This window comes from Natrinema sp. LJW11 (assembly GCF_056135975.1).
In genome coordinates this window covers 367044-388053 of sequence record NZ_JBWBDM010000001.1, presented here as the reverse complement: position 1 = coordinate 388053, position 21010 = coordinate 367044, and the positions used below count along the sequence as shown (strand labels likewise).

General features: G+C 65.4%; 19 protein-coding genes. 3 read left to right on the top strand and 16 right to left on the bottom strand.

All coding sequences use genetic code 11. The annotated features are described in order from the left end of the window. Positions 1-10 precede the first annotated feature (10 nt). The 4 genes from mce to AC0QDI_RS01850 form a co-directional block, all read right to left on the bottom strand. The gene (gene mce / locus AC0QDI_RS01865) at positions 11-394 is read right to left on the bottom strand and encodes a methylmalonyl-CoA epimerase (protein WP_474664689.1); all 384 of its coding nucleotides are present in this window, start codon (positions 392-394) and stop codon (positions 11-13) included. A 296-nt stretch (positions 395-690) separates the two neighbouring features. Next, entirely contained in the window at positions 691-2919 is a 2229-nt protein-coding gene (locus tag AC0QDI_RS01860; RefSeq protein ID WP_474664687.1) for a PQQ-dependent sugar dehydrogenase, read from the bottom strand. Positions 2920-3094: 175 nt separating this feature from the next. Beyond that, the gene (locus AC0QDI_RS01855; RefSeq protein ID WP_474664685.1) at positions 3095-4777 is read right to left on the bottom strand and encodes an acyl-CoA mutase large subunit family protein; all 1683 of its coding nucleotides are present in this window, start codon (positions 4775-4777) and stop codon (positions 3095-3097) included. Positions 4778-4947: 170 nt separating this feature from the next. Next, a complete protein-coding gene (locus AC0QDI_RS01850) occupies positions 4948-5280 on the bottom strand; it encodes a DUF7967 family protein (protein ID WP_474664683.1) in 333 nt (110 codons plus the stop codon). A gap of 56 nt (positions 5281-5336) precedes the next feature. On the opposite strand from AC0QDI_RS01850, the gene AC0QDI_RS01845 reads away from it, so the two are divergent. Continuing rightward, positions 5337-5576, top strand: a complete 240-nt coding sequence (locus tag AC0QDI_RS01845) for a DUF8142 family protein (RefSeq protein WP_474664681.1) — start codon at positions 5337-5339, stop codon at positions 5574-5576. A 23-nt stretch (positions 5577-5599) separates the two neighbouring features. On the opposite strand, the gene AC0QDI_RS01840 is transcribed toward AC0QDI_RS01845, so the two are convergent. The 4 genes from AC0QDI_RS01840 to AC0QDI_RS01825 all read right to left on the bottom strand — a co-directional run bounded on the left by AC0QDI_RS01840 (position 5600) and on the right by AC0QDI_RS01825 (position 8662). After that, positions 5600-6184: a GNAT family N-acetyltransferase gene (locus tag AC0QDI_RS01840; protein WP_474664679.1), complete on the bottom strand. Its 585-nt coding sequence runs from the start codon at positions 6182-6184 to the stop codon at positions 5600-5602. A 50-nt stretch (positions 6185-6234) separates the two neighbouring features. Continuing rightward, on the bottom strand, positions 6235-6762 hold the full coding sequence (locus AC0QDI_RS01835) for a hypothetical protein (RefSeq protein ID WP_474664677.1): 528 nt from the start codon (positions 6760-6762) through the stop codon (positions 6235-6237). A 182-nt stretch (positions 6763-6944) separates the two neighbouring features. After that, positions 6945-7871 carry a DUF7983 family protein gene (locus tag AC0QDI_RS01830; RefSeq protein ID WP_474664675.1) on the bottom strand — a complete coding sequence of 309 codons (927 nt, stop codon included), beginning with the start codon at positions 7869-7871 and terminating at the stop codon, positions 6945-6947. A gap of 134 nt (positions 7872-8005) precedes the next feature. After that, positions 8006-8662: an HAD family hydrolase gene (locus AC0QDI_RS01825; RefSeq protein WP_474664673.1), complete on the bottom strand. Its 657-nt coding sequence runs from the start codon at positions 8660-8662 to the stop codon at positions 8006-8008. Between the two features lie 204 nt (positions 8663-8866). On the opposite strand from AC0QDI_RS01825, the gene AC0QDI_RS01820 reads away from it, so the two are divergent. After that, positions 8867-10534, top strand: coding sequence for an aldehyde ferredoxin oxidoreductase family protein (locus AC0QDI_RS01820; RefSeq protein ID WP_474664671.1), 1668 nt, complete (start codon positions 8867-8869; stop codon positions 10532-10534). 38 nt (positions 10535-10572) lie between these two features. Here the strand turns inward: AC0QDI_RS01820 and AC0QDI_RS01815 are convergent, their stop codons facing one another. Then, entirely contained in the window at positions 10573-10851 is a 279-nt protein-coding gene (locus AC0QDI_RS01815) for a MoaD/ThiS family protein (RefSeq protein ID WP_474664669.1), read from the bottom strand. Positions 10852-11031: 180 nt separating this feature from the next. Next, a complete protein-coding gene (locus tag AC0QDI_RS01810) occupies positions 11032-11535 on the bottom strand; it encodes a YciE/YciF ferroxidase family protein (protein WP_474665645.1) in 504 nt (167 codons plus the stop codon). A 185-nt stretch (positions 11536-11720) separates the two neighbouring features. On the opposite strand from AC0QDI_RS01810, the gene AC0QDI_RS01805 reads away from it, so the two are divergent. Next, the gene (locus tag AC0QDI_RS01805; protein ID WP_474664667.1) at positions 11721-13298 is read left to right on the top strand and encodes an FAD-dependent oxidoreductase; all 1578 of its coding nucleotides are present in this window, start codon (positions 11721-11723) and stop codon (positions 13296-13298) included. 25 nt (positions 13299-13323) lie between these two features. On the opposite strand, the gene AC0QDI_RS01800 is transcribed toward AC0QDI_RS01805, so the two are convergent. The 6 genes from AC0QDI_RS01800 to AC0QDI_RS01775 form a co-directional block, all read right to left on the bottom strand. Beyond that, the gene (locus AC0QDI_RS01800) at positions 13324-14073 is read right to left on the bottom strand and encodes a hypothetical protein (protein ID WP_474664665.1); all 750 of its coding nucleotides are present in this window, start codon (positions 14071-14073) and stop codon (positions 13324-13326) included. 87 nt (positions 14074-14160) lie between these two features. Further along, positions 14161-14754 carry a DJ-1/PfpI family protein gene (locus AC0QDI_RS01795; protein WP_474664663.1) on the bottom strand — a complete coding sequence of 198 codons (594 nt, stop codon included), beginning with the start codon at positions 14752-14754 and terminating at the stop codon, positions 14161-14163. Positions 14755-14862: 108 nt separating this feature from the next. Continuing rightward, positions 14863-15990 carry a sugar-transfer associated ATP-grasp domain-containing protein gene (locus AC0QDI_RS01790; RefSeq protein WP_474664661.1) on the bottom strand — a complete coding sequence of 376 codons (1128 nt, stop codon included), beginning with the start codon at positions 15988-15990 and terminating at the stop codon, positions 14863-14865. A 79-nt stretch (positions 15991-16069) separates the two neighbouring features. After that, the gene (gene dnaJ / locus AC0QDI_RS01785) at positions 16070-17239 is read right to left on the bottom strand and encodes a molecular chaperone DnaJ (protein ID WP_474664659.1); all 1170 of its coding nucleotides are present in this window, start codon (positions 17237-17239) and stop codon (positions 16070-16072) included. Positions 17240-17473: 234 nt separating this feature from the next. Beyond that, a complete protein-coding gene (gene dnaK, locus AC0QDI_RS01780; RefSeq protein ID WP_474664657.1) occupies positions 17474-19429 on the bottom strand; it encodes a molecular chaperone DnaK in 1956 nt (651 codons plus the stop codon). Between the two features lie 195 nt (positions 19430-19624). Then, the gene (locus tag AC0QDI_RS01775; RefSeq protein WP_474664655.1) at positions 19625-20899 is read right to left on the bottom strand and encodes a nucleotide exchange factor GrpE; all 1275 of its coding nucleotides are present in this window, start codon (positions 20897-20899) and stop codon (positions 19625-19627) included. Between the last annotated feature and the right edge of the window lie 111 nt (positions 20900-21010).

The following is a 21010-nucleotide window of genomic DNA, read 5'->3' as shown; positions in this document are numbered from 1 at the left end:
GCCGAGACGATCAGTGTTCGACGAGTTCGATCAGGATGCCACCGGTGTCCTTGGGGTGCAAGAACGCGACCGAATGTCCCCACGCGCCCGGTCGCGGCTCCTCGTCGATCAGCGTCACGTCGTGGTCGCGGACCGTCTCGAGGGCCCCTTCGATGTCGTCGGTCGCGAGCGCGAGATGGTGAATTCCAGCACCGTTGTCCTCGAGATACCGCGAAATCGTTCCGTCCTCGATGGGCTCGAGCAGTTCGAAGTAGCCGTCACCGCAGTCGAGGAAGACGACGCGCATCCCGTCGAATACCTCCTCGTGGACCGCCTCGAGATCGAAGAGGTCGTCGTACAGCGCTGCGAGTGACTGTGCGTCGTCGGTCGCGATCCCGGCGTGGTCGAAGTGCATCGGATTGTACTGCACGGTGGGGCCGTGTTACTGTTATGTTTTTTCGCGGCGTTCGACTCGCACTCGAGGAGCGGGCCAGTTCCCCGCGGCCTGTCAGTTCAGGTCCCGCTGGTCCGACAGTCGGTCGGCGGGGCAGCCGCCGAGTTCAGACACCGCGTTCGGCTCCTCGACGGGGGTTCCGAACCGGTAGCCTCGGAAGCCGAAGTAACCGCTCTGCCGGGCGAAAAATCGACAAACCAGCCACTGACACGAGCGGATCGCGTTCCGCTCGAGGGCGGTGACTCGAGCCGTTACGTCTAGTCGGTCGCGTTGTTATCGGTCGAGTTATCGTCGGTTCCGTTGTCGGCGGCCGCGGTGTCGTTCATCTCAGTTTCGTTGCTCGCGGTCTCGTTGCCCTCGTCGATCGCCTCGTCCTGTGTGTCGTCCGTCGCGTTCTCGTCAGTTTCCTGTTCTTCGGGGGCGGCTTCGTCACCTCCGTCGGGCATCGAAAGGGAGTCGCCCTCGCCCGGCGGGACGATCTGCATGACCGCGCCCGTGTCGCCGGTCGGGGTTCCCTCCCGATTCGCGAGCACGTACACGTTCCCCTCGTCGTCCTGGCCGAACATGCGGACGAAGTAGGGGAAGGATCCGTCTTCGGTGCCCGCGACCTGCAGTTCTTCCATCTCCCAGAGTTCGTCTCGCGGGACGACCTGTTCCTCGCTCCCTCCGGCCGCGTCGGTCGCCGTTTCGTTTCCGGCGGTCGTTTGGTTCCCACCGGCCGACTCGTTCATCGCAGCCGTTTCATTCCCACCAGCTGATTCGTTCATCGCAGCAGTCTCGTTTCCGCCGGCCGTCTCGTTACCGCCTGCATCGCCATCCATCGGTTCGGCTCCGCCGCCGTCGGAATCCGAGGCGGCGAGGAGCCGGCCCGCCGGCTCCTCGCGGGACGGATCGGCCGTCCAGTCGCCGAAGATGTACTTCCCGTCGAGACCCTCGACCTGCCCGGCTTCGTAGACGTGACCCCCGACGATCACGATCCCGACCATCTCCTCCCGGTAGATGTGCGGATACTCGACGATCGGATCCTGAAACTCCTGACCGTCGTACGGCGGTTCGTCGGGAGCCGAATCGGGACAGTCCTCCGGCGGCTGACTCGGGCTGTCCGTGCTGAAGCAGTGGGTTCCTTCCTTCACGTTCCAGCCGTAGTTCCCGCCGGACTCGACGATGTTCGCTTCTTCGAACAGGTCCTGACCGGCGTCGGCGACGAACAGCCGTTCCTCGCTGTCGAACGAGATGCCGAACGGGTTTCGGAATCCCCACGCGTAGTGTTCGTCGAGGCCCTCGTCCGAATCGACCAGCGGGTTGTCTTCGGGAATCCCGTACGGTCGGTCCTCGCCCTCGCTATCGACGTCGACGCGAAGGACGCTTCCGAGTAGGTTCTCGCTGACATCCTGGCCGTTCCCGCCAGCGTTGGCGTCGTACCAGTCCTCGACGTGGCCCTCCATGTCGTCGTTCGCGCCGCCCCCGTCGCCCATCGGGACGTAGAGGTAGCCGTCGGGACCGAACGCCATCGGCCCCGCGTCGTGGTTGTACTGGGGCTTCTGGAACTCCATCAGAACCCGTTCGGAGTCGGGATCGCCCCGACTCATGTCCTCGTTGGCCTGAAACTCGGAGACGACCTCGACGTGGCTCCAGCCGTCGGGCGTCTCGTCGTTCGGCGGCGCGCTGTAGTGAACGTAAAAGCGACCGTTCTCCGAGAACTCGGGATGGAAGTCGACCCCGAGGAGCCCTCGCTCGTCGTAGTCCTGGTTCTGGTCCGCGTAATTCCCTTCGAACGTCCCGAGTTCGACCAACCGATCGCTCACGTCGAGGAACGGTTCGTCCTGTCGCCCGTCGTCGGTGACGACCCAAAGCTCGCCGGTCTGGTCGGCGACGAAGTAGCGGTTCTGCTCCTCGTCTGCGACCGCCATATCCGTCGGCGCGGTCATTCCCTCCCCGATGGTCCGGACGCCGATTTCCGTCCCCGATTGGAAGAAGGATTGGCCCTGGCCATCTCCCATTTCTTCACCGGCATCGCCTCCGTCTCCGCCGCCGAGCGAGATCTCTCCGCGCATCGTGGCTCGGTGGGGTTCGCAGTAGTACTCCGCCATCTCGCTCGAGGCCTCGAACTCGAGCGTCTGGGTCTCGCCCTGCTCGCTCATGAGTTCCGTCCGCTCGAGCTCCTCGCCCTCGCCGTCGACGATGACGAAGTTGTGTGCGGCACCGTCGAGGTTCTCCCACGTGACTTCGTACGTTGTCCCCGCCTCGAGTTCCAGCGTCGGGTTCGTCTCGTCCGCGATGGCGTCGGGTGAGACGCCCTGCCAGCCGCTCGTTTCGCCGCCGAGTTCGATCGACTGGGTATCGAACTGGGCGGCACCGATCCCGCTCAGCCCGACGACACCGCCCGCGGCCGCGGCCGCCTGCAGCACGCGACGACGGGATGGAGATGGCTGGTTGTCGGACGACTCCGATACTGGCGTCGATCGCTCGTCAGGTTGGTCGCTCATAGTGCGCTCACGACAACCGGTTGCCCGAGACGAGGATAAACAGATCCGACCGTTCCTCCGAATTCCCCGCTCAATCGAGTGTTGTCTCCGAATCGCCCGACTGAAAGGCCTGTAAAATAGGATTACTCGAGCCGGATGGATGATCTTATCCGACGCTAATTCGGCGTTCAGCCGCTCACATCGCGCCGCCGGGCTGGTACTCGCCGAACTCGTCGCGCATGACGTTACAGATCTCGCCGACCGTCGCGTACGCCTTGACCGCGTCGATGATGTAGGGCATCAGATTCTGGTCGCTCTGCGCCGCGTCGCGCAGCGCCTCGAGGGTCGCGTCGACCGCTTCGTCGTCGCGCTCCGCGCGGACGTTCGAGAGACTATCGATCTGGCGCTGTTGGTCCTCCGCCGTGACCTCTTCGACGTCCATCTGGGGATCCTCGTCGACCTCGAACTCGTTGACGCCGACGATGATCCGCTCTTTGTCCTCGATTTCCTTCTGGCGGTCGAAGGCCGTATCCTGAATCTGGCGCTGCACCCACTGCTGCTCGACGGCATCGCGCATGCCGCCGCGGTCGTCGACTTCGTCCAGGATCTCGTATGCCTCTTCTTCGACCTCGTCGGTCAGGGATTCGACGTAGTAACTGCCGGCGAGCGGGTCGATGGTGTCGGCCGCGCCGGACTCGTGGCCGAGGATCTGCTGGGTCCGTAACGCGGTGCGGACGGACTCCTCGGTCGGCAGGGCGAGGGCCTCGTCCTTCCCGTTGGTGTGGAGGCTCTGAGTGCCGCCCAGAACCGCTGCGAGCGCCTGGTAGGCGACGCGGACGACGTTGTTCTCGATCTGTTGGGCGGTCAGCATCGAGCCCGCAGTCTGAGTGTGGAACTTGAGCTGTTTGGATTTGGGGTCGTCCGCATCGAAGCGCTCGTCGATGATGTCGTGCCACATCCGGCGGGCTGCACGGAACTTGGCGACCTCCTCGAAGATGTTGTTGTGGCCGTTGAAGAAGAAAGAGAGCTGCGGCGCGAAGTCGTCGACGTCGAGTCCGGCCTCGATCGCCGTCTCGACGTACTCGATGCCGTCTCCCAGCGTGAAGGCGAGTTCCTGGGCGGCCGTCGACCCGGCCTCGCGGATGTGATAGCCCGAGATCGAGATGGTGTTGAACTTCGGCGTCTCGGAGGCACAGAAATCGAAGATGTCCGTGATTATCCGCATCGACGACTCCGGCGGATAGATGTACGTATTGCGTGCGATATACTCCTTCAGGATATCGTTCTGAATCGTCCCGCGAAGCTCCTCGCGGTCGACGCCCTGCTGGTCGCCCACCGCGATGTACATCGCCAACAGCACCGACGCCGGCGCGTTGATCGTCATCGAGGTCGACACCTCGTCGAGCGGGATGCCGTCGAAGACGGTCTCCATGTCGTCGAGCGAGTCGATCGCGACCCCGGCCTTGCCGACCTCGCCGGCGGCCATCGGCGCGTCCGAATCGTACCCCATCTGCGTCGGCAGGTCGAAGGCCATCGAGAGTCCGGTCTGGCCCTCGTCGAGCAGATAGTGATAGCGCTCGTTGGTGTCCTCTGGCGTCGAGAACCCGGCGTACTGACGCATCGTCCACAGCCGACCGCGGTAGCCGGTCGAGTAGATACCGCGCGTGTACGGCGGCTCGCCGGGATTCCCAAGATCCGCCTCGTAATCGAGATCGTCGACGTCCGCCGGCGTGTAGAGTCGATCGACCTCCTGACCGCCCGTATCAGTCGTAAACGTTTCCTTGCGCTCGCCGAACCGCTCGAGGACGGGTTCGACTTCCGCCTCGTGCCACTCCTCCTTGCTGGCACGGATCTCCTCGAGTTCGTCGGGGTCGAACATTATGGTTATCGTTGATCGGGCGGGGCTTGAACCTTGTTGAACGCGGCGAAAATCAACGGCCGAGTTCCGACTCGAGCCCCCGAGTCAACTTGTACAGTCCGTCACTACGTCCCGGCACACCCCCGCGGCGGGCCCGCGGGTACGCCGGAACTGACCGGTAGGAGTCCGTCTCAGACGTTGTCGTCCGGCTCGTGACGATCGGCCATTCGCGCCGCCTCCTCTGCGTAGCGCTCTCGAGTCGTCGAATCGTCGACGCTCCCGAGCGAATCGGGCGAGACGAGTAACGCGGCTTTCGTCTCTCGAGCGGGGCCGGTAAAGCTCGTCAGGGCTCGCTCGCGACGGTGGTACTGCCTGCCGTCCTCGGTCGCGTACACGAGGATGATGAGGTTGAGTTCGTCGTCGCCGTACGTTCGCTCGACGAGCCAGACGCGAACCTCGTCGCCTTCGTCGCTGTCGTCGGAATCGGTCTCCATGGCCGTCGAATCTGACTGGTTCGAATCCATGACTGTCACTGTAATCGTAACAACCGCTTATGTCCCGCGCCGTCGACGCCTTCGTCATGGCAACGGAACCGACGAGTGGGTCCGACGACGCGGCCGATCGCCGCCGCGCCGCCCGCTACGTCGCGCCGTTTCTCGCGCTCGGAGTGGTGAATCTCGGTCTCTTGCTTCGCTGGGGGCTGGATCCGCTGTGGGCGTTCGCCGTTTTGCCCCCGATGGCGTTTCTCTCCGGGATCGGCTGGATCGCGTTCCGCCACGGCTTCCCGGAGCGATCCGCCGGAGCGGGGCCGAACCGGTGACCCCAGCGAGGATGGCCTCACGGTCAGCGGCCCGTATCGTACTTGTACGTCGCCGATTCGGGGTCGATGCCGAAGTCTTCCGGTGACTCCTCGTCGTCCGCGTCGTCGCGCCCGTCCGGGGCGTTCTTGAACGCGTCCCGGAGCCGGTCGGGCAGTCGAAACTCGGCGACGTCGATCGAAAGCGCTACCGCGTCCGGATCGACGCCGTCGCGTTTGGCCGCGAGACGATCCTGCAGCACGGGCGGCAGGTCGGATTCGTCGATCCGCTGGAAGCCGAACTGTGCCAGATAGGCCCCTTCGCCGGTCAGGGTGTAGACGGTGTCGAACCCCTCGTCGCTCGCGTACTCGACGAGCCGTTCCACGACGTGGGCTCCGACGCCCTCTCCGCGCCAGTCCTCGAGGACGCCGATGCTGGTCAGTTCGCAGACGTCCTCGCTCTCGTCGGGCTTGTGGACGCGGATGCGGCCGAACCCGGCCTTCTCGCCGGACTCCTCGTCGACCGCGACGACGTAATCGCGCGAGCGAAACGCCGTCTCGTCGAGGCCCATCGACTCGATGTGATCCAGCAACCAGACCTCTTCCCTGTTTTTCGCGTCCCGGACGTACATGAATCGACGTAGGCGGCGTGTGGCCAAAAGCGTTTGTGAGTTGCCAGTACTCAGGGACCGCCGCTCCGAGAGTAGACGAACCAGTTTCCGTCGTACCTGCGGACCTCGTAGGTCGTCTCGAAGGTAACCGTCCGTTCTTCCCCGTCTTCGACGTACGTCGTTTCGTACGCCACGACGACGGACGCCTGCGTTTCGGATTCGTCCGCTACCGGTATCGAATTCACGCGTAGCTCGCCGGGCGGCCCCCCGTCGGAATCCGGAACGGTCGGGGCGGTGCCGTCCGGATGGACGATCGCCGACATCGCTTCGCTATCGCTCTCCCGTCCCGCTTCGATATACGCCTCGACTGCGGCCCGTGGATCAGCAGCGCCACTGTCGCTCGCATCGTCGCTGGAATCGTTTCCATCGCCGCCATCACCCTCGTCATCGACGAGACCACTATCGTTGCCGCTATCACCGGTATCAGTTTCGTCCCCGTTGCCGGTACCGTCATCATCGTCGTCACTTCCCGTACAACCGGCCAGGCTCGCTGCTGCGACCGTTGCGGTCGCACTCGAGATGAATCGTCGACGTTGCACGGGGAATATCCTCATTCCCACTAAAATAAAGCTTTTGCGAGTATTGTATTTTGACGACCGGAAGATGCGCGGAGCGCGGTGAGCGTCCCTCGTCGACGAGTGACGACCCAACGAACGACGACCCAACGAACGGCGACGATGTGAGAGTGGGCGTCTCCGATCGGCAGCTCTCACGAGGAGATTTACCCGGCCGATAATGCCGCTTCGAGCCGGGCTTCGATGTCGTCCAGTTCCTCGCGCAGGGCCTCGCCCTCGGCGTCCTCGAGGTCGTCGATCCGGTCGGCGATCCCCTGTAGCCGCGAGTACTTCTCGTCCTCGTCGACCGCGGTCTTTTGCACGTACACGTCCTCGTCGACGTCGTAGACCTCCCGCTCCTCGAGGTCGGTCACCGCGAGGACCACGTCCATCTTGTCCCGGTCGATGCCGGTGACCCACTCGCGGGGGATGCCCCGTTCGTCGAGGGCGGCGAACACGGTTTCGGCGTCCTTCGGCCGGCGGCGCTCCCGCGTCGTCCGTCTCACGGTGCCGTACCGTCCGTGAAGCCGCTGATCGGGGCCGAGTCGCTCGAGCAGCGGCCCGCGGGCCGACCGGCGCAGCCTGTCGGATCCGTGCTGGACGTCCGACGCGAGCACGTAGAGATCGGTCAGCGAGTCGGTGTCGAGCGCCGAGGGGTCGTCGGCGTCGATCTCCTCGAGCAGCGCCGCGAGCAACATCGCATCGTCGTGAACGCGCTCGGGCGGGTCCCTCGCGTCCGCCGCCGGGACCAGAAACAGCGTCTCCCCGCCGACGGCGTCGGCGTCGTACCCGATCGTCTCGTCGTCGGCCGCGTACGTGTCGGCCAGCGTCACGACGCTGGCGTAGGGCTCGACCCCCGGCTGCAGTTGGTCGATGGCGATCGACCCCTCGTCGAGTCGCTCGAGGAAGACGACGAACTGCTCGCGCCAGAGCGGCCGTCGCTCGCCGCTGTCGCCGAAGCGAACCACGATCCGATCCTCGGCGGTCCGCTCGATTCCGAACGGCCGTTCGGAGACCGGCGTGAGCAGTTCCGCACCCGGCTCGAGGGCCTCGCACTGTTTCCTGAGGGTCGTCCAGGTGTCGTCGGGTTCCATACGCAGCCTACGGCGAGCGGGCGGAAAAAGCGGGGCCACGAATCTGCCACCCGTCTCGTCTCGACGCCTCGGGACGGGCGTCGATCATCGTCTCGAGAGCGGTCGACGGTTCGAATCTCAAGCTGCGTCGGCGTCTATCGGAGAAGCGTCGGGAGCTGCGAGAGCGACGACAGGTGGTAGGTCGGCTCGGCGTCCATCTCGGTCGTGTCGCCGTCCTCGGACCGGGAGAGCAGCGCCGACTCGATACCCGCGTTATCGGCCGCCCGGACGTCGACCGCCCTGTCGCCGACGTAGAGCGCCGACTCCGCCTCGAGATCCGCGATCGCGGTCTCGATGTTGGTCGGGTCGGGCTTGCGACGGGAGAGGCCGTCGGGAGTAAGCGGGCAGCCGTAAACGGTCTCGAACAGGGATCGAAGGCCGAACCGCTCGAGCAGCGTCGAGACGACGGTCGGGTGGTTGTCGCTGACGATCCCGAGGGGCTGCTCGATCGACCGAATCGCGGCGATATCCTCGTAGACCGACCGCAGCCCGCGTTCGACCGCGTCGCGCTGGGTGCGGACCATCTCCCGTGCGGCCCGCGCACAGAACCGCTCCGTTTCGATGCCGAGGCTGTGACACCGCCGGGCGATCGACTCGAAGTCGCCGGCCACGATCGCCCGGACGGTTTCGGTCGCTGGCCCGGGACAGCCGAGCGTCTCGTGCGTTCGACCGAGAGCCTCGGACAGCCGCTGTGACGAGGGGGTCTCGACCACGACCCCGTCGAAGTCGAACAGGACCGCATCGTACACCATGCGGCGGGCGTATTCTCTCGAGGATCATACTCCTGTTGATCGGTCGGCTCGCAGCAGCGGGTTCGATGGCTGCCGTCGAACGATAGTAGCCACTGAAACGATTCACATACTGATCGCTACGAAGTCGTGCGATCAGGTGTGCATTGACTTTCAGTGGCTGCTATAGGACCCAGAGCTAAGAGCCCTCGAGTGCTATTCCGACTCATGCTCCACGCAGAAGGGCCGCTGCTCACCGTCGACGTCGGTGAGCGAACGGCATCCGAGACGGCCATCGACGACGTACTCGAGACGAACGTCGGCGGGCGAGCGGTCGCGACCGCGCTGGCTCACGAACGAATCCCGTTCGACGCGGATCCGTTCGGTCCCGAAAATCGCGCGTATCTCGCCACGGGACCCCTCCAGCAGTCCGGCATGTCCTTTACCGGTCGAATGAACATGACCGGGCTCTCGCCGCTGACCGACGGCCTGGTCTCGACCAACGCGGGGGGATACCTCTCGCGGAACTTCGTCGGGACGGGAATCAGCGTCCTCGAGGTCGTCGGACGGAGCGACGAGTTGCTGGCCGTTCACGTGACGGATCAGGGCGTCGAGTTCGAAGCGGTGCCGGAGCTCGAGGGGGCGACGGTCCCGGAGACCTCAGAGTATATGGCCGACCGCCACGACCTCGGCCCGGACAACTGCATCGCGATCGGACCGGCCGGCGAAAATCGGGTTCGGTTCGCCTCGGTGATGACGTTCGACTCGCGAGCGTTCGGTCGCGGCGGACTGGGTGCGGTCCTGGGATCGAAGAACGTCAAGTGCGTCACCTTCGAGGGCGACGCCGCGCCGAGCGTCGAGATTCCGGATCCGCCCGAGACGGACGTCCACCGGGAGGCGGCGCAGTCGGACGACCTGATGCGCCGACAGGGGACGACGGGCAGCACCGAGTTCATCAACGACAACTTCGCGCTTCCCACCCGGTACTTCAGCGAGTACGAGTTCGAACACGCGGATCGGATCGGCGGGACCGCCGTCGAAGAAAAGAAGTACAAGAAGGGCGCGTGCTCGGCCTGCGCCTACGCCTGCAAGCTGCCGACGCGGGACGAAGAGACCGGCGTCGAAACCGAGGGGCCGGAGTTCGAAACCGTCTACGCGTTCGGCTCGAGCCAGGGCGTCGGCGACATCGTCGACGTGATGCGGGCGAACGAGTTGTGTGACTCCCTCGGGATGGACACCATCTCCGCCGGCGTCACCGTCGCGGCCTACCTCGCGAGCGAGGACGAGTTCGGGAACGCGGAACTCGCACGGGAGGTGACCGAGCGGATCGCCTACCGCGAGGGGATCGGCGATATCCTCGCCGAGGGAGTCGATCGCTGTCACGACGAACTCGGCGTCGACAACTACACCGTCAAGGGACTGGAGTTCGCCGCCCACGACGGGCGCGTCCTCCACGGACAGGGACTCTCCTACGCCGTCGCGAATCGCGGCGCGGACCACATGTACGCCGGCATGTTGACCCTCGAGTACAGCGGCGAACTCGATCCGGAGGGCACCCTCGGGAAGGCCGAGCGGCTCGTCCGCGAGGAGAACGCGGCGGCGTTCCGGGATACGGGAATCGTCTGTGCGTTCGGCAGCGACTACGTCACCGACGACCGACTCGAGGCGCTGTTCGACGCCGACTACGAGGACCTCATGGAAATCGGGGCCCGAACCGTTCGCCTCGAGCGTCACTTCAACAATCGGCGCGGTTTCGACCGCGACGACGACGGGTTACCGTACGAGATCCCCGACCTCGAGGCGGCGATCGACGAGTACTACGCGGCGCGGGGCTGGACCAGCGACGGAACGGTTCCGGACGCGGCGCTGGAGACGGTCGCGCCGTCGGCGGACTGAGAGCGGGAGGGTGCGAGGCGGGACCGAAACCGCCCGTATCACCCGCCGTATACTGACGGAACCAACCGAATCACGGAATCGGCCGCCAGTTCCGTCTCGAGGCCGTCGATGTGGACGACGTTCTTCGTGTCCCTGGTAACAACCGTGTCTCCCGCCAGCCCGTCTCCGTCGTCGGCCACGAGTTCGCCTTCGAGCGGGTACGCGGCCTCGAGTTCGACCAGGAGTTCCCCGACGGTTTCGGCGTCAGTCTCGTGGAAAACCGTCTTCTCGCCGACCGCGTCGCGGAAGGGGCCGAAGAACACGCACTCGAGTTGCACACCGTTCCGTTCGACGCGATCGCTCTTGTAGCCGATGGATTAATCGACTCTCGTCGAGCGAGGAGGAAAGCGACTGCTGATCGGTCGCCGCTCGTCTGCGTTCCCGCTCGAGAAACGAACGGTCTCGACGCTCACGGAGGGGAAAACCGGGGAGTTCCCGGTGTCGCTACGTCTCACGAGTTACGACGGAGTCAGCCGGTCCCACAGGGACTTCAGATCCTTCGCGGTCGCCAGGGTTTCGAGTTCGCGGAACGCGGATTTCTCCTCGTCGTAGTTCGACTCGAGTGGGTTCTGAACGTCGTTGCCGAGTTCGAGTTGCTCCCCCAGCGTCGTCAGCCCCTCGTAGGCCGTCATCTCGACGCGCTCGGTCATCATTCCCGCGTTCAGGTAGACCATGTTGAGCAGTTCGTCGTCCTCGATCTGGGACTCGAGTTCGCGTCGGTCCTCCTCGAGCCCGTCGAGGATGGCGCAGTCCCGCGCTTCCGCGGGTCGGTCGAGCGCCGCGAAGACGTCCTCGAGGCGCTGGACCTGCGTGCGCGTCTCGTCGCGGTGGTCGGCGAAGCCCTGGCTCATCCGGTCGTTGGTCGTGTGTCGGGCCATCTCGTCGAGCGTCTCGACGAGTTCCTGTTCGACGTAGTACTGCTGAGCGAGCTTGTGGACGAACAGTCCGTGGAGATCGTTCATTGCCATACGAGTAACCTATCGTGATCAGTCGCATAGTCGCACGCCCCGAACACGCAGGCTCGGCGAGATCGAGCGTTTTCGATCGTCAAACGGTGATGAAACGGCGCAGTTCTCGCTCGACGACAGTCGATCGCACCCCCGGTTCCTTTTGCCTCGAGTGTGGATAGCCCGACCCACGGATCACAATGTCGGACCAGACCTTCCCAGAGTCCCCGCGCGAAGCGTCGCTGTGGCTGGCCACGACGCCGACGACCGAGTACGAACCCCTCGAGGACGGCCTCGAAGTCGACGCGGCGGTCGTCGGCGGCGGTATCACCGGCCTGACCGCGGCGATCGAACTGAAGGAGGCGGGACGATCCGTCGCGGTCGTCGAGGCCGATCGCATCGTCGAGAGCACGACCGGTCACACGACGGCCAAACTCACCTCCCAGCACGGACTGCTCTACGACACGCTCGTCTCCCAGTTCGGCGAGGAGAAGGCGCGGCAGTACGCCGACGCGAACGAGGCCGCGATCGATCACGTGGAGCAGCGGATCGAGGAAGCGGACATCGACTGCGACTTTCGGCGGACGGAAGCGTACACGTACGCCGCATCGCCGGACGACCGCGGGACGATCCGAGACGAGGTCTCGGCCGCCCAGCGAGTCGGCCTCCCCGCCTCCTTCGTCGACGAGACGCCGCTCCCGTTCGACACCGCCGGTGCGGTCCGCTTCGACGAGCAGGCCGAGTTCCACCCCCGAAAGTACCTGCTGGCGATCGCGGAGCGGGTTCACGGCGACGGGAGCCGCGTGTTCGAGGGGACGCGCGCGCTCGAGGTCGATCCCGGTTCGCCGTGTCGCGTCGAAACCGAGCACGGCGAGGTCGTCGCCGACGACGTCGTGGTCGCGACCCACTTTCCCGTCCTCGACCGCGCCGGCTACTTCGCGCGGATGCATCCCCACCGCGCGTATCTGCTCGCCGTTCGGGTCGCGTCAACGCCCCTCGAGGGGATGTTCTACAGCACCGATTCGCCGCCGGCGACGATGCGAACGTATTCGCCGAGCGCGTCGGCCGGTGGCGGTTCCGATAGCGGCTCCGCCGACGGCGAACTCCTCCTCGTCGGCGGCCAGAGCCACAAGCCCGGACTGAACGGCCCGCCGACCTCCGAACGGTATCGGCGCTGCGAGGCGTTCGCCCGCGAGCACTTCGACGTCGAATCGATCGAGTACCGCTGGTCGACGATGGACTACTCGCCGGTGGACGACGTTCCCTTCGTCGGACGGATCGATCCGCTGTCGAAGCACGTCTACGTCGGGACCGGGTTCGGGGGCTGGGGGATGACCGGCGGGACCGCCGCGGGGATGATCCTCGCCGATCTGATCGTCGAGGGATCGAACCCCTGGGCCGACGCGTTCGATCCCCAGCGGCTCACGCCCGGCGCGTCCGCGAAGCGCTTCCTCGAGGAGAACGCCAAAGTCGGCGGCAGTTTCGTCGGCGATCGGATCAGATCGCTGCTCACCACCCTCGGAGTCGACGGGGCGGCCGATCTGTCCCCCGGCAACGCCCGCGTCGTTCGGCGCGCGAGCCAGCCGGTCGGCCTCTACCGCGAGGCGGACGGAACGACCCACGCCGTGTCGGCGACCTGTCCGCACATGGGCTGTCTCGTCCGGTGGAACGACGCCGAGGAGACCTGGGACTGCCCCTGTCACGGCTCGCGGTTCACTCACGAGGGCGAGGTGCTGTCGGGCCCCGCCGTCGAGGGCCTGCTGTACCGAGAGCTGTAATCGAAACTGCGAGAATTGAGCGGTGTTATCGGAGGGAAACCGCGTCGAGATCGATGCGGTTCGCTTCGGGGACCGACTCGATCGACGCGCTCGAGACGGCAACCTCTCCCCGTTCGACCATCTGTTCGTCCTCGTCGCCCGGGAGCACGATCACGCCCTCTGCCAGCAGCGGCGCGAGGATGCCCGCCGCCACGGTTCGAGGATCCGATAGCGGCGCTCGAACGACGACGCGATCGTCGGTCTCGAGCCCGGTCTCCTCGAGTACCGCGCGTGCGGCCTCGAGCAAGTCTCCGTGCGTCACGGTTCGCTCGCCGTCGCTCAGGATCGCCGTCTCGGGATCGATAGCCAGCGGCGGAAACGACGGGTTTTCGGTCCAGATGCCGGCGTCGAAGTGGTGGACGTCCGGCGCGTCGGGCTTCGAGCCGTAGCCGATGCGCTGTGCGCCGCGCGGGAGGTCGTAGTGCTCGAGGGCCGAAACGGGTGCGACGAGGGCCCGAAAGTCGCCCGCGTCCCCGAGGTCGGTCGGCGGCTCGAAGCGGGTGGTCCCCTCGAGTAGCGTCGTCCCGAAGAAAGCGAGCAGTGCGAGCGGGCCGTCGCCGACGACGCCGACGGTGACGCCCTCGCGAACGCCCGCGTGGCGCAGGAAGTTCCCGGCCTGCCACGAGGAGGTACACAGCCAATGGTAGTCGTACTCCCGACCCGTCGCGTCGACGAGCCCGATCCGGTCGTCGCGGAGCTCCCGGGTGAACAGCTCGTCGACCGTCCCAGCGTTCATACTCGAGGGTGGGAGCCGGTGCGGAAAAAGGACGCCGACTCGCGTCGCCGGCGTCGCCGTCGCGACCCGCCGTACGGCGGGGTGAGGTCAGTCGTCCGCTGTCGCCGGCTCGGCGTGATCGATGTCCGTCCCGAGACACTCGAGGAACTGCGCGAGCCACTCGGGGTGGTCCGGCCACGCCTGTCCAGTCACGAGATTGCCGTCGCGCGTGACGCCGTCTTCCCAGGTGCCGCCCGAGATCCGGACGTCCGCCTCGAGCGCCGGATAGCCGGTGCAGGTCCGCCCCTCGAGTACGTCCGCCGCGGCGAGGATCTGGACGCCGTGACACAGCGCCGCGACCGGTTTGTCCGCCTCGAAGAAGTGGCGGGTTATCTCGAGGACCTCGTCGTAGGTTCGGAGGTACTCGGGTGCGCGCCCGCCCGGAACGACGAGCGCGTCGTAGTCGGCGGGATCGACGGCGTCGAAGTCGTGATTCAATTCGAAATTGTGGCCCGGCTTCTCGGTATAGGTCTGGTCGCCCTCGAAGTCGTGGATGGCGGTCGGACAGGTGTCGCCGGCTTCCTTCTCCGGACAGACGGCGTGGACCTCGTGGCCGACCATCTGGAGCGCCTGAAACGGGACCATGATCTCGTAGTCCTCGACGAAGTCACCGGCGAGGAGCAGTATCTGTTGTGCTGGCATGGGTATCCCCGTCCGATCGTTTGGTCCCAACAGCCATAATCTATGCCCGACGATACCGTGACTCTCATGGGAGCGGCCGAACCGCTTCCTCGAGCGTCGTCAGTCGCCTCAGACGACGCCGTGATCCCGGTAAAACCGTCGCGTTCGGTCCTCAGCGAGCAGCGGTCGGTGCACCTGGAGCGAGGCGACCCCCGGATAGCTGTTGGCCTCGATGATCTGGAACTCGCCGTCGTCGGTGACGACCAGATCCCAGCCGACGTAAGGGACGTGCGAGAGCGTTTCCGCGATCTCGAGCAAGCGGTCTCGAGTTTCCTCCCAGCCGGGAATCTCCGTTCCCTCGATGCGAGCGCCGGTCTCGGGATGACTCTCGTGCCAGTCGACGACGCCGTCGTGTGGATACTCCGCACCGGCACTGAGAGCCCCGGTCTCGCGATCGATCCGGGCGCTTAACCCACCGTTAGAGAAGTTGTCCACGGGAACGGAGTCACGCGTTCCGATCCGGTGAATCGCGATCGGGATGAACGCTTCTCCCGCTCGCTCGTCGTACATCGTCAGGACCCGGAGCGTGTTCGCCGTGTCGGGAAACAAGTCGTCCGCGTAGTCCGCCTGTTCGACGAACTCGCAGACGAGGTAGTTCTCGAGGTCGGCGAGCGTTTCGACGAGGTCGGACTCGCTCGTCCGCTCGCCGTCGAACCGGTACTCGCCGTCCACTCGCTCGAGGAAGTGAACGTTGTTCCCGCCGCCGCCGCTGAACCACTTCAACACGAGCCGGTCGCCCTCCGAGAGGACGTCGTCGAGCCAGTCGATCGGCTCCTCGGTCGGCTGCGTCGTCGCAGGCTCGGGCGAGCGCTCGAGTTCGATGCCGCCGTCGGTCAGCGCCGACTCGTCGGCGGGATCGAACGTGTGAAAGCGCCCGTCGTTGAGCAGTCCGTACACGGTGGGGCGGTGGTCCGGGAACTCCCCGAGGACCCGGTGGAAGGCGAGTTTGTTGTCGATCAACGCGTTCCAGTGACCGTTGATCCGCTTCGTCCCGACGAAGCGCTGGTAGTCGGTGAGATAGTCGGCGGGATCGTTCGAGTCGAAGTCGTAGATCACGCCGGACTTGCTCAGAAAGCCGCGTCGGTAGAGCTGGAGTCGGCGACGGGGAGGAAGATCGAACGACGACCCGGACCGCCGTTCCGCCCGGAAGAGCTTCCGCAGCTGATTCGCCGACCGGTAGGTTCCAACGATGTTCATCACCGACGACTGACGGGCCGCGCCCCATATTTACCGGTGAGATAACGGTCGTGCCCGCTGTGGCGAACTGTCCCGCTCGCTAGAACGCCCGCTTGATCTTCTCGAAAAAGCCCTCCTTTACTTCGATTTCGTCGCCGCCGGCCGCCGCGAACTCCTCGAGCGCGTCGCGTTGCTCCTCGTTCAGGCTCTCGGGGGTGACGACCTGCACCTTCACGAAGAGGTCGCCCTGTCCGCGACCTCGCAGCCGGGGCATGCCCTTCCCCTCGAGGCGGAAGGTCTCGCCGCTCTGGGTTCCCTTCGGAATCTCGAATTCGGCACCGCCCTCGAGCGTCGGCACTTCGACGGTGTCGCCGAAGGTGGCCTGGGGAAACGAGATCGGCAGCCGGTACTGGAGGTCGTCGCCCTCGCGATCGAACTCTTCGTGCTCGCGAATCGAGACGTCGATCAACAGATCGCCGTGGGGGCCCCCCTCGGGGCTCGGTGCGCCCTCGCTCTCCATCCGAAGGGTCTGGCCCTCCTGAATGCCGGCCGGGACCTCGACGGTCAGCGTCGCCTCGTTTCGGACGTAACCCTCGCCGCGACACTCCCCGCACGTCTCGGAGTACAGCGTCCCCTCTCCCTCACAGCGGGGACAGGCCGTCGTCTGCTGGACCCGGCCGAGCGGCGTCTGCTGGACCTGCGTCACCTGTCCCCGCCCCTGACACTGGGGACAGGTCTCGGCGTCGGCCTCCGGCGGATGGCCTTCACCCTCGCAGACGTCACACTCCTCCGGGCGCTCGACGGTGAACTGTTTTTGGGCCCCCTCGTATGCCTCCTCGAGGTCGATCTCGAGTTCGGTTCGCAGGTCGCGTCCCTTGCGGGGTCGACGGCGGCCTCGTCCACCGCCGCCACCGCCGCCGAAGACCTGTTCGAAGAGGTCGCCGAGACCGCCGCCGCCCATTCCGCCACCGCCCATGCCGCCGAACGGGCCGCCGCCCATTCCGCCGGCACCGCCCGCATCGCCGGCGTCGAAGCCGTGTTTCTCGGCCTGTTCGTAGCGGTCGTGACCCATCTGATCGTAGGCCTCGCGCTTCTCCTCGTCGGTCAACACCTGTTTGGCCTTCTGGATCTTCTTGAACTTCTCTTCGGCATCGGGGTCGTCGCTGACGTCCGGATGGTACTCGGTGGCCTTCGACCGATACGCCTGTTTGATATCCTCGGTAGACGCGTCGGGGCTCACGCCGAGAACGTCGTAGAAGTCCTCGCTCATTCGTTGTTCACCCGATAGTCGGTTGAGACACTTGAAACGAACGTTCCGAACTTTTTGCGCCTCGGGTTCGCTCGCTGGGCTCGCTCACCGCTCGACGCAAAAACTTCGATGAAAAAGGCCGCTCGCTCCCGTTGGTCGCTCGCGGGTGCAGCGCTTGCGCCTTTACCGCAACGGTAACTCGAAAGCTACGGACGAGTCACTACAGACTAGGTCTGACGGGGTGACGAAGACTCGTTACTCGTCGTCTTCGGCCTCGTCCTCGTCGAAGTCGACATCCTCGAAGTCGGCGTCGACGAACTCCTCGTCCTCGTCACCGGCAGCGCCCGCGTCGGGGCCGGGGTTCGGACCGCCGCCCATGCCGCCGGGGCCTGCGCCCGCAGCACCGCCAGCGCCCGCCGCTCCGGCACCCGCTGCGCCGCCGGCCGCACCGGCGTCCGCGGCACCGGCTTCCTGGTAGATCTGCTTGCCGATCTCCTGAAGTTCCTCGCTCAGGGTCTCGGTCGCCGCCTCGATGTCGGCGGCGTCTGCATCCTCGTCGTCGATCGTCGCCTCGAGGTCCTCGATCGAGTCCTCGATGTCGGCGCGGAGGTCGTCGTCGACCTGCTCGTCGTTCTCCTCGAGCAGCGTCTCGGCGCGCTGGATCGTGGCCTCGGCGCTGTTGCGGGCCTCGATGCGCTGGCGCTTTTGCTGGTCCTCTTCGGCGTGTTTCTCGGCTTCGCGCTGCATCTTCTCGATCTCGGAGTCGGAGAGCCCGGCACCGCCCTCGATGGTGATCTCCTCGGTGGTGCCGCTGCCCTTGTCCTCCGCGCTCACGTTGACGATGCCGTTCTCGTCGATCGAGAACGTGACTTCGATCTGGGGCGTTCCGGCGGGGGCCGGCGGGATGCCGGTCAGGTGGAACTCGCCGAGCATCTCGTTCTCCGCGGCCAGTTCGCGCTCGCCCTGGAAGACCCGGACCTGCACCGTGGTCTGGTTGTCCGCCGCGGTGGTGAATATCTTCGACTCCTCGGTCGGGATCGTCGTATTCTTCTCGATGAGTCGCTCGAAGAGGCCGCCCTTGACCTCGATACCCAGCGAGAGCGGCGTCACGTCAAGCAGGACGATGTCGTCGACCTCGCCGCCGAGTACACCGCCCTGGATCGCCGCGCCCAGCGCGACGGCCTCGTCGGGGTTGACGTTCTTCTGGGGTGCCTTGCCGGTCAACTCCTCGACCTTTTCGGCGACCTGTGGCATCCGGGTCGAGCCGCCGACGAGGAGGACTTCGTCGATCTCGTCCGCGTCGTAACCCGCGTCCTCGAGCGCCTGCTCGGTCGGGTCGACGGTGCGATCGATCAGATCCTGCGTCAGCGACTCGAACTTGGCTCGAGTCATGGACTCTTCGAGGTGGATCGGGCCGTCGTCGGTCGCCGTGATGAACGGCAGGTTGATCTCGGTCTCCTTCCGACTACTGAGCTCGATCTTGGCTTCCTCGGCGGCGTCCTTGAGCCGCTGGAGGGCCTGACGGTCGTCGCGGAGGTCGATCCCGTGTTCGTCCTCGAACTCCTCGGCGAGCCAGTCGATGATGGCCCCGTCCCAGTCGTCGCCACCGAGGTCGTTGTCGCCGTTGGTCGCGACGACCTCGTAGACGCCGCCGCCGAGATCGAGAATAGAAACGTCGAAGGTGCCGCCGCCGAGGTCGTAGACGAGCACGGTCTGGTCGGAGTCGTCGTCGAGGCCGTAGGCCATCGACGCGGCCGTCGGCTCGTTGATGATGCGCTCGACCTCGAAGCCGGCGATCTCGCCGGCGTCTTTGGTCGCCTGACGCTGTCGGTCGGAGAAGTACGCGGGGACCGTGATGACGGCCTTTTCGACCTCGTCGCCCAGATAGTCCTCGGCGTCGCGTTTGATCTTCTGGAGGATCATCGCCGAGATCTCTTCGGGGGTATACTCCTCTCCCTCCACCTCGACGGTGTAGTCCTCCTCGCCGATATGGCGCTTGATCGAGGCGATCGTCTTTTCGGGGTTCTGAATCGCCTGGTTCTTCGCGGGCTTGCCGACGAGCCGTTCGTCGTCGTCGGTAAAAGCGACGACGGAGGGCGTCGTTCGTTCACCTTCGGCGTTGACGATAATCTCCGGATCACCGCCTTCCATCACCGCGAACGCGCTGTTCGTCGTCCCGAGGTCGATTCCGAGAATCTTGTTGCTTGCCATAGTGGGCGGGTATTGTGCGCACTTTGTTTTAAAGGTTACTAGGCGGCCGGCGGAACCGAATAAAATCCGGATACCGCGGTTCTCAGCCTCGCTCGCGACAGTTGGGTTGCAGTAAAAACCAGGGCCAAATCCGGTCTCACGATCCGCGTCGGACCGAGACGCGAATCACCGACGACTCGAGCAGCGCCGCTCGCCTTATTCGTTCGGTTCGTCTGCCACGTCGTCCGTCGAAGCGTCCTCGCGGTCGTCCTCGGCGACTTCGCCGCCGAGTTCGATCGCCTGATCGTCGCCATCGGCGTCGTTCCCCGACGGCTCGTCGGCCTCGGCCGCGTTGTCGTCCGCGGCCGTGTCGGCAGCCGCATCGGACTCGTCGGCCGCCTCATCACCGTCGGTCGCGTCGGTCGCGTCGCGTGCCTCGTCCGATTCGTCGGCCGCCCCCGCCTCTTCTTCCTCGCTCTCGTCTGCGTCGTCGCTTTCGCCCGCATCAACATCCGCGAATTCGCCGTTCGAGACGGTAACCTGAGCGTTCTGGATGACCTTTTCCCCCATCTCGTAGCCGGGCGTGTAGACGTCGGCGATGGTCCCTTCGGGCTGATCGCTGTCGACTTGCATCATGACCTCGTGGCGCTGCGGATCGGTCTCGGTACCCGGGTCGGGATCGATCTCCGAAACGTTCTCGTCCTCGAGAATGCGGTCGAACTCGCGCAGCGTCATATCGACGCCGTCCCGGAGCGTTTCGACGTCGCCGCTTTCCTCATCGAGCGCGCGTTTGAGGTTGTCCCGGACCCCGATGAGGCGTTCGACGAGGTCCTCGGCAGCGCGGTCCTTGATCTGCTGTTGGCGCTTCTTTGCGCGTTTCTTGTAGTTCTGGAAGTCCGCCTGTTTGCGCTTGAGTCGGCTCTTCAGGTCTTCTATCTCCTCCTCGTACTCCGCTATTTGCTCGTCGCGCTCGCTCAGGGCCGCCTCGTACTCGTCGAGTTCGGTCTGGAGTTCCCCGATGGTCTCGGCCTGGGACTCGATGCGCTCGGAGAGGTCCTCGAGTTCCTCGCGCTGGTGTGTGACGGTCCCGTTGAGGTCGCGGGCCTCTTCGACGATCGAGTTGACCTTGTGGGCGAGTTCGTCGTCGTACTCGGTGACCCGATCGAGCATGCGCTGTACGTCCTCGCTCGTTTCGGGCGCTTCTCCGGCTTCGTCGACAGTCTCCGTGGTCGGTCCAGGTGCCGTTGTCTCGGCCGCATCGTCATCAGCGGCCGTCTCAGTCCCCGCTGGCGCTGTCCGGTCGACCGCGTCCGCACTCGAATCGGAGTTCGCAGTCGTACGTTCCGATTCAGCGTCGTCCGAGTCGGGAGTCGGGTTCGATTCCCCATCCGTCGACGCCGCGGGATCCACGTCGGCCGTTTCGCCGTCGTCGGATTCCTCCTCGGACGGGACACCCTGGGCGGACGTGTTCGTGCCCTCGTCTTCGCTCATGTGCCAGTCAACGAACAGCGGTAATAAAAGGGTTGAGGTACGGCATCTCCCGCCGGATGAAGCGAAAAAGTGAAACGGTCGCTCCCGATTCGGACTGACGGTATTCGCGTC

Bases quoted from the DNA above. Each gene is read 5' to 3' on its own strand.
- AC0QDI_RS01840 (WP_474664679.1), bottom strand. From the start codon at position 6,184: ATGTACGTCCGGGACGCGAAAAACAGGGAAGAGGTCTGGTTGCTGGAT.
- AC0QDI_RS01810 (WP_474665645.1), bottom strand. From the start codon at position 11,535: ATGAACGATCTCCACGGACTGTTCGTCCACAAGCTCGCTCAGCAGTAC.
- AC0QDI_RS01775 (WP_474664655.1), bottom strand. From the start codon at position 20,899: ATGAGCGAAGACGAGGGCACGAACACGTCCGCCCAGGGTGTCCCGTCC.
- mce (WP_474664689.1), bottom strand. From the start codon at position 394: ATGCACTTCGACCACGCCGGGATCGCGACCGACGACGCACAGTCACTC.
- AC0QDI_RS01795 (WP_474664663.1), bottom strand. From the start codon at position 14,754: ATGCCAGCACAACAGATACTGCTCCTCGCCGGTGACTTCGTCGAGGAC.
- dnaJ (WP_474664659.1), bottom strand. From the start codon at position 17,239: ATGAGCGAGGACTTCTACGACGTTCTCGGCGTGAGCCCCGACGCGTCT.
- AC0QDI_RS01850 (WP_474664683.1), bottom strand. From the start codon at position 5,280: ATGGATTCGAACCAGTCAGATTCGACGGCCATGGAGACCGATTCCGAC.
- AC0QDI_RS01825 (WP_474664673.1), bottom strand. From the start codon at position 8,662: ATGGTGTACGATGCGGTCCTGTTCGACTTCGACGGGGTCGTGGTCGAG.
- AC0QDI_RS01860 (WP_474664687.1), bottom strand. From the start codon at position 2,919: ATGAGCGACCAACCTGACGAGCGATCGACGCCAGTATCGGAGTCGTCC.
- AC0QDI_RS01855 (WP_474664685.1), bottom strand. From the start codon at position 4,777: ATGTTCGACCCCGACGAACTCGAGGAGATCCGTGCCAGCAAGGAGGAG.
- AC0QDI_RS01820 (WP_474664671.1), top strand. From the start codon at position 8,867: ATGCTCCACGCAGAAGGGCCGCTGCTCACCGTCGACGTCGGTGAGCGA.
- AC0QDI_RS01830 (WP_474664675.1), bottom strand. From the start codon at position 7,871: ATGGAACCCGACGACACCTGGACGACCCTCAGGAAACAGTGCGAGGCC.
- AC0QDI_RS01790 (WP_474664661.1), bottom strand. From the start codon at position 15,990: ATGAACATCGTTGGAACCTACCGGTCGGCGAATCAGCTGCGGAAGCTC.
- AC0QDI_RS01800 (WP_474664665.1), bottom strand. From the start codon at position 14,073: ATGAACGCTGGGACGGTCGACGAGCTGTTCACCCGGGAGCTCCGCGAC.
- AC0QDI_RS01805 (WP_474664667.1), top strand. From the start codon at position 11,721: ATGTCGGACCAGACCTTCCCAGAGTCCCCGCGCGAAGCGTCGCTGTGG.
- AC0QDI_RS01845 (WP_474664681.1), top strand. From the start codon at position 5,337: ATGGCAACGGAACCGACGAGTGGGTCCGACGACGCGGCCGATCGCCGC.
- dnaK (WP_474664657.1), bottom strand. From the start codon at position 19,429: ATGGCAAGCAACAAGATTCTCGGAATCGACCTCGGGACGACGAACAGC.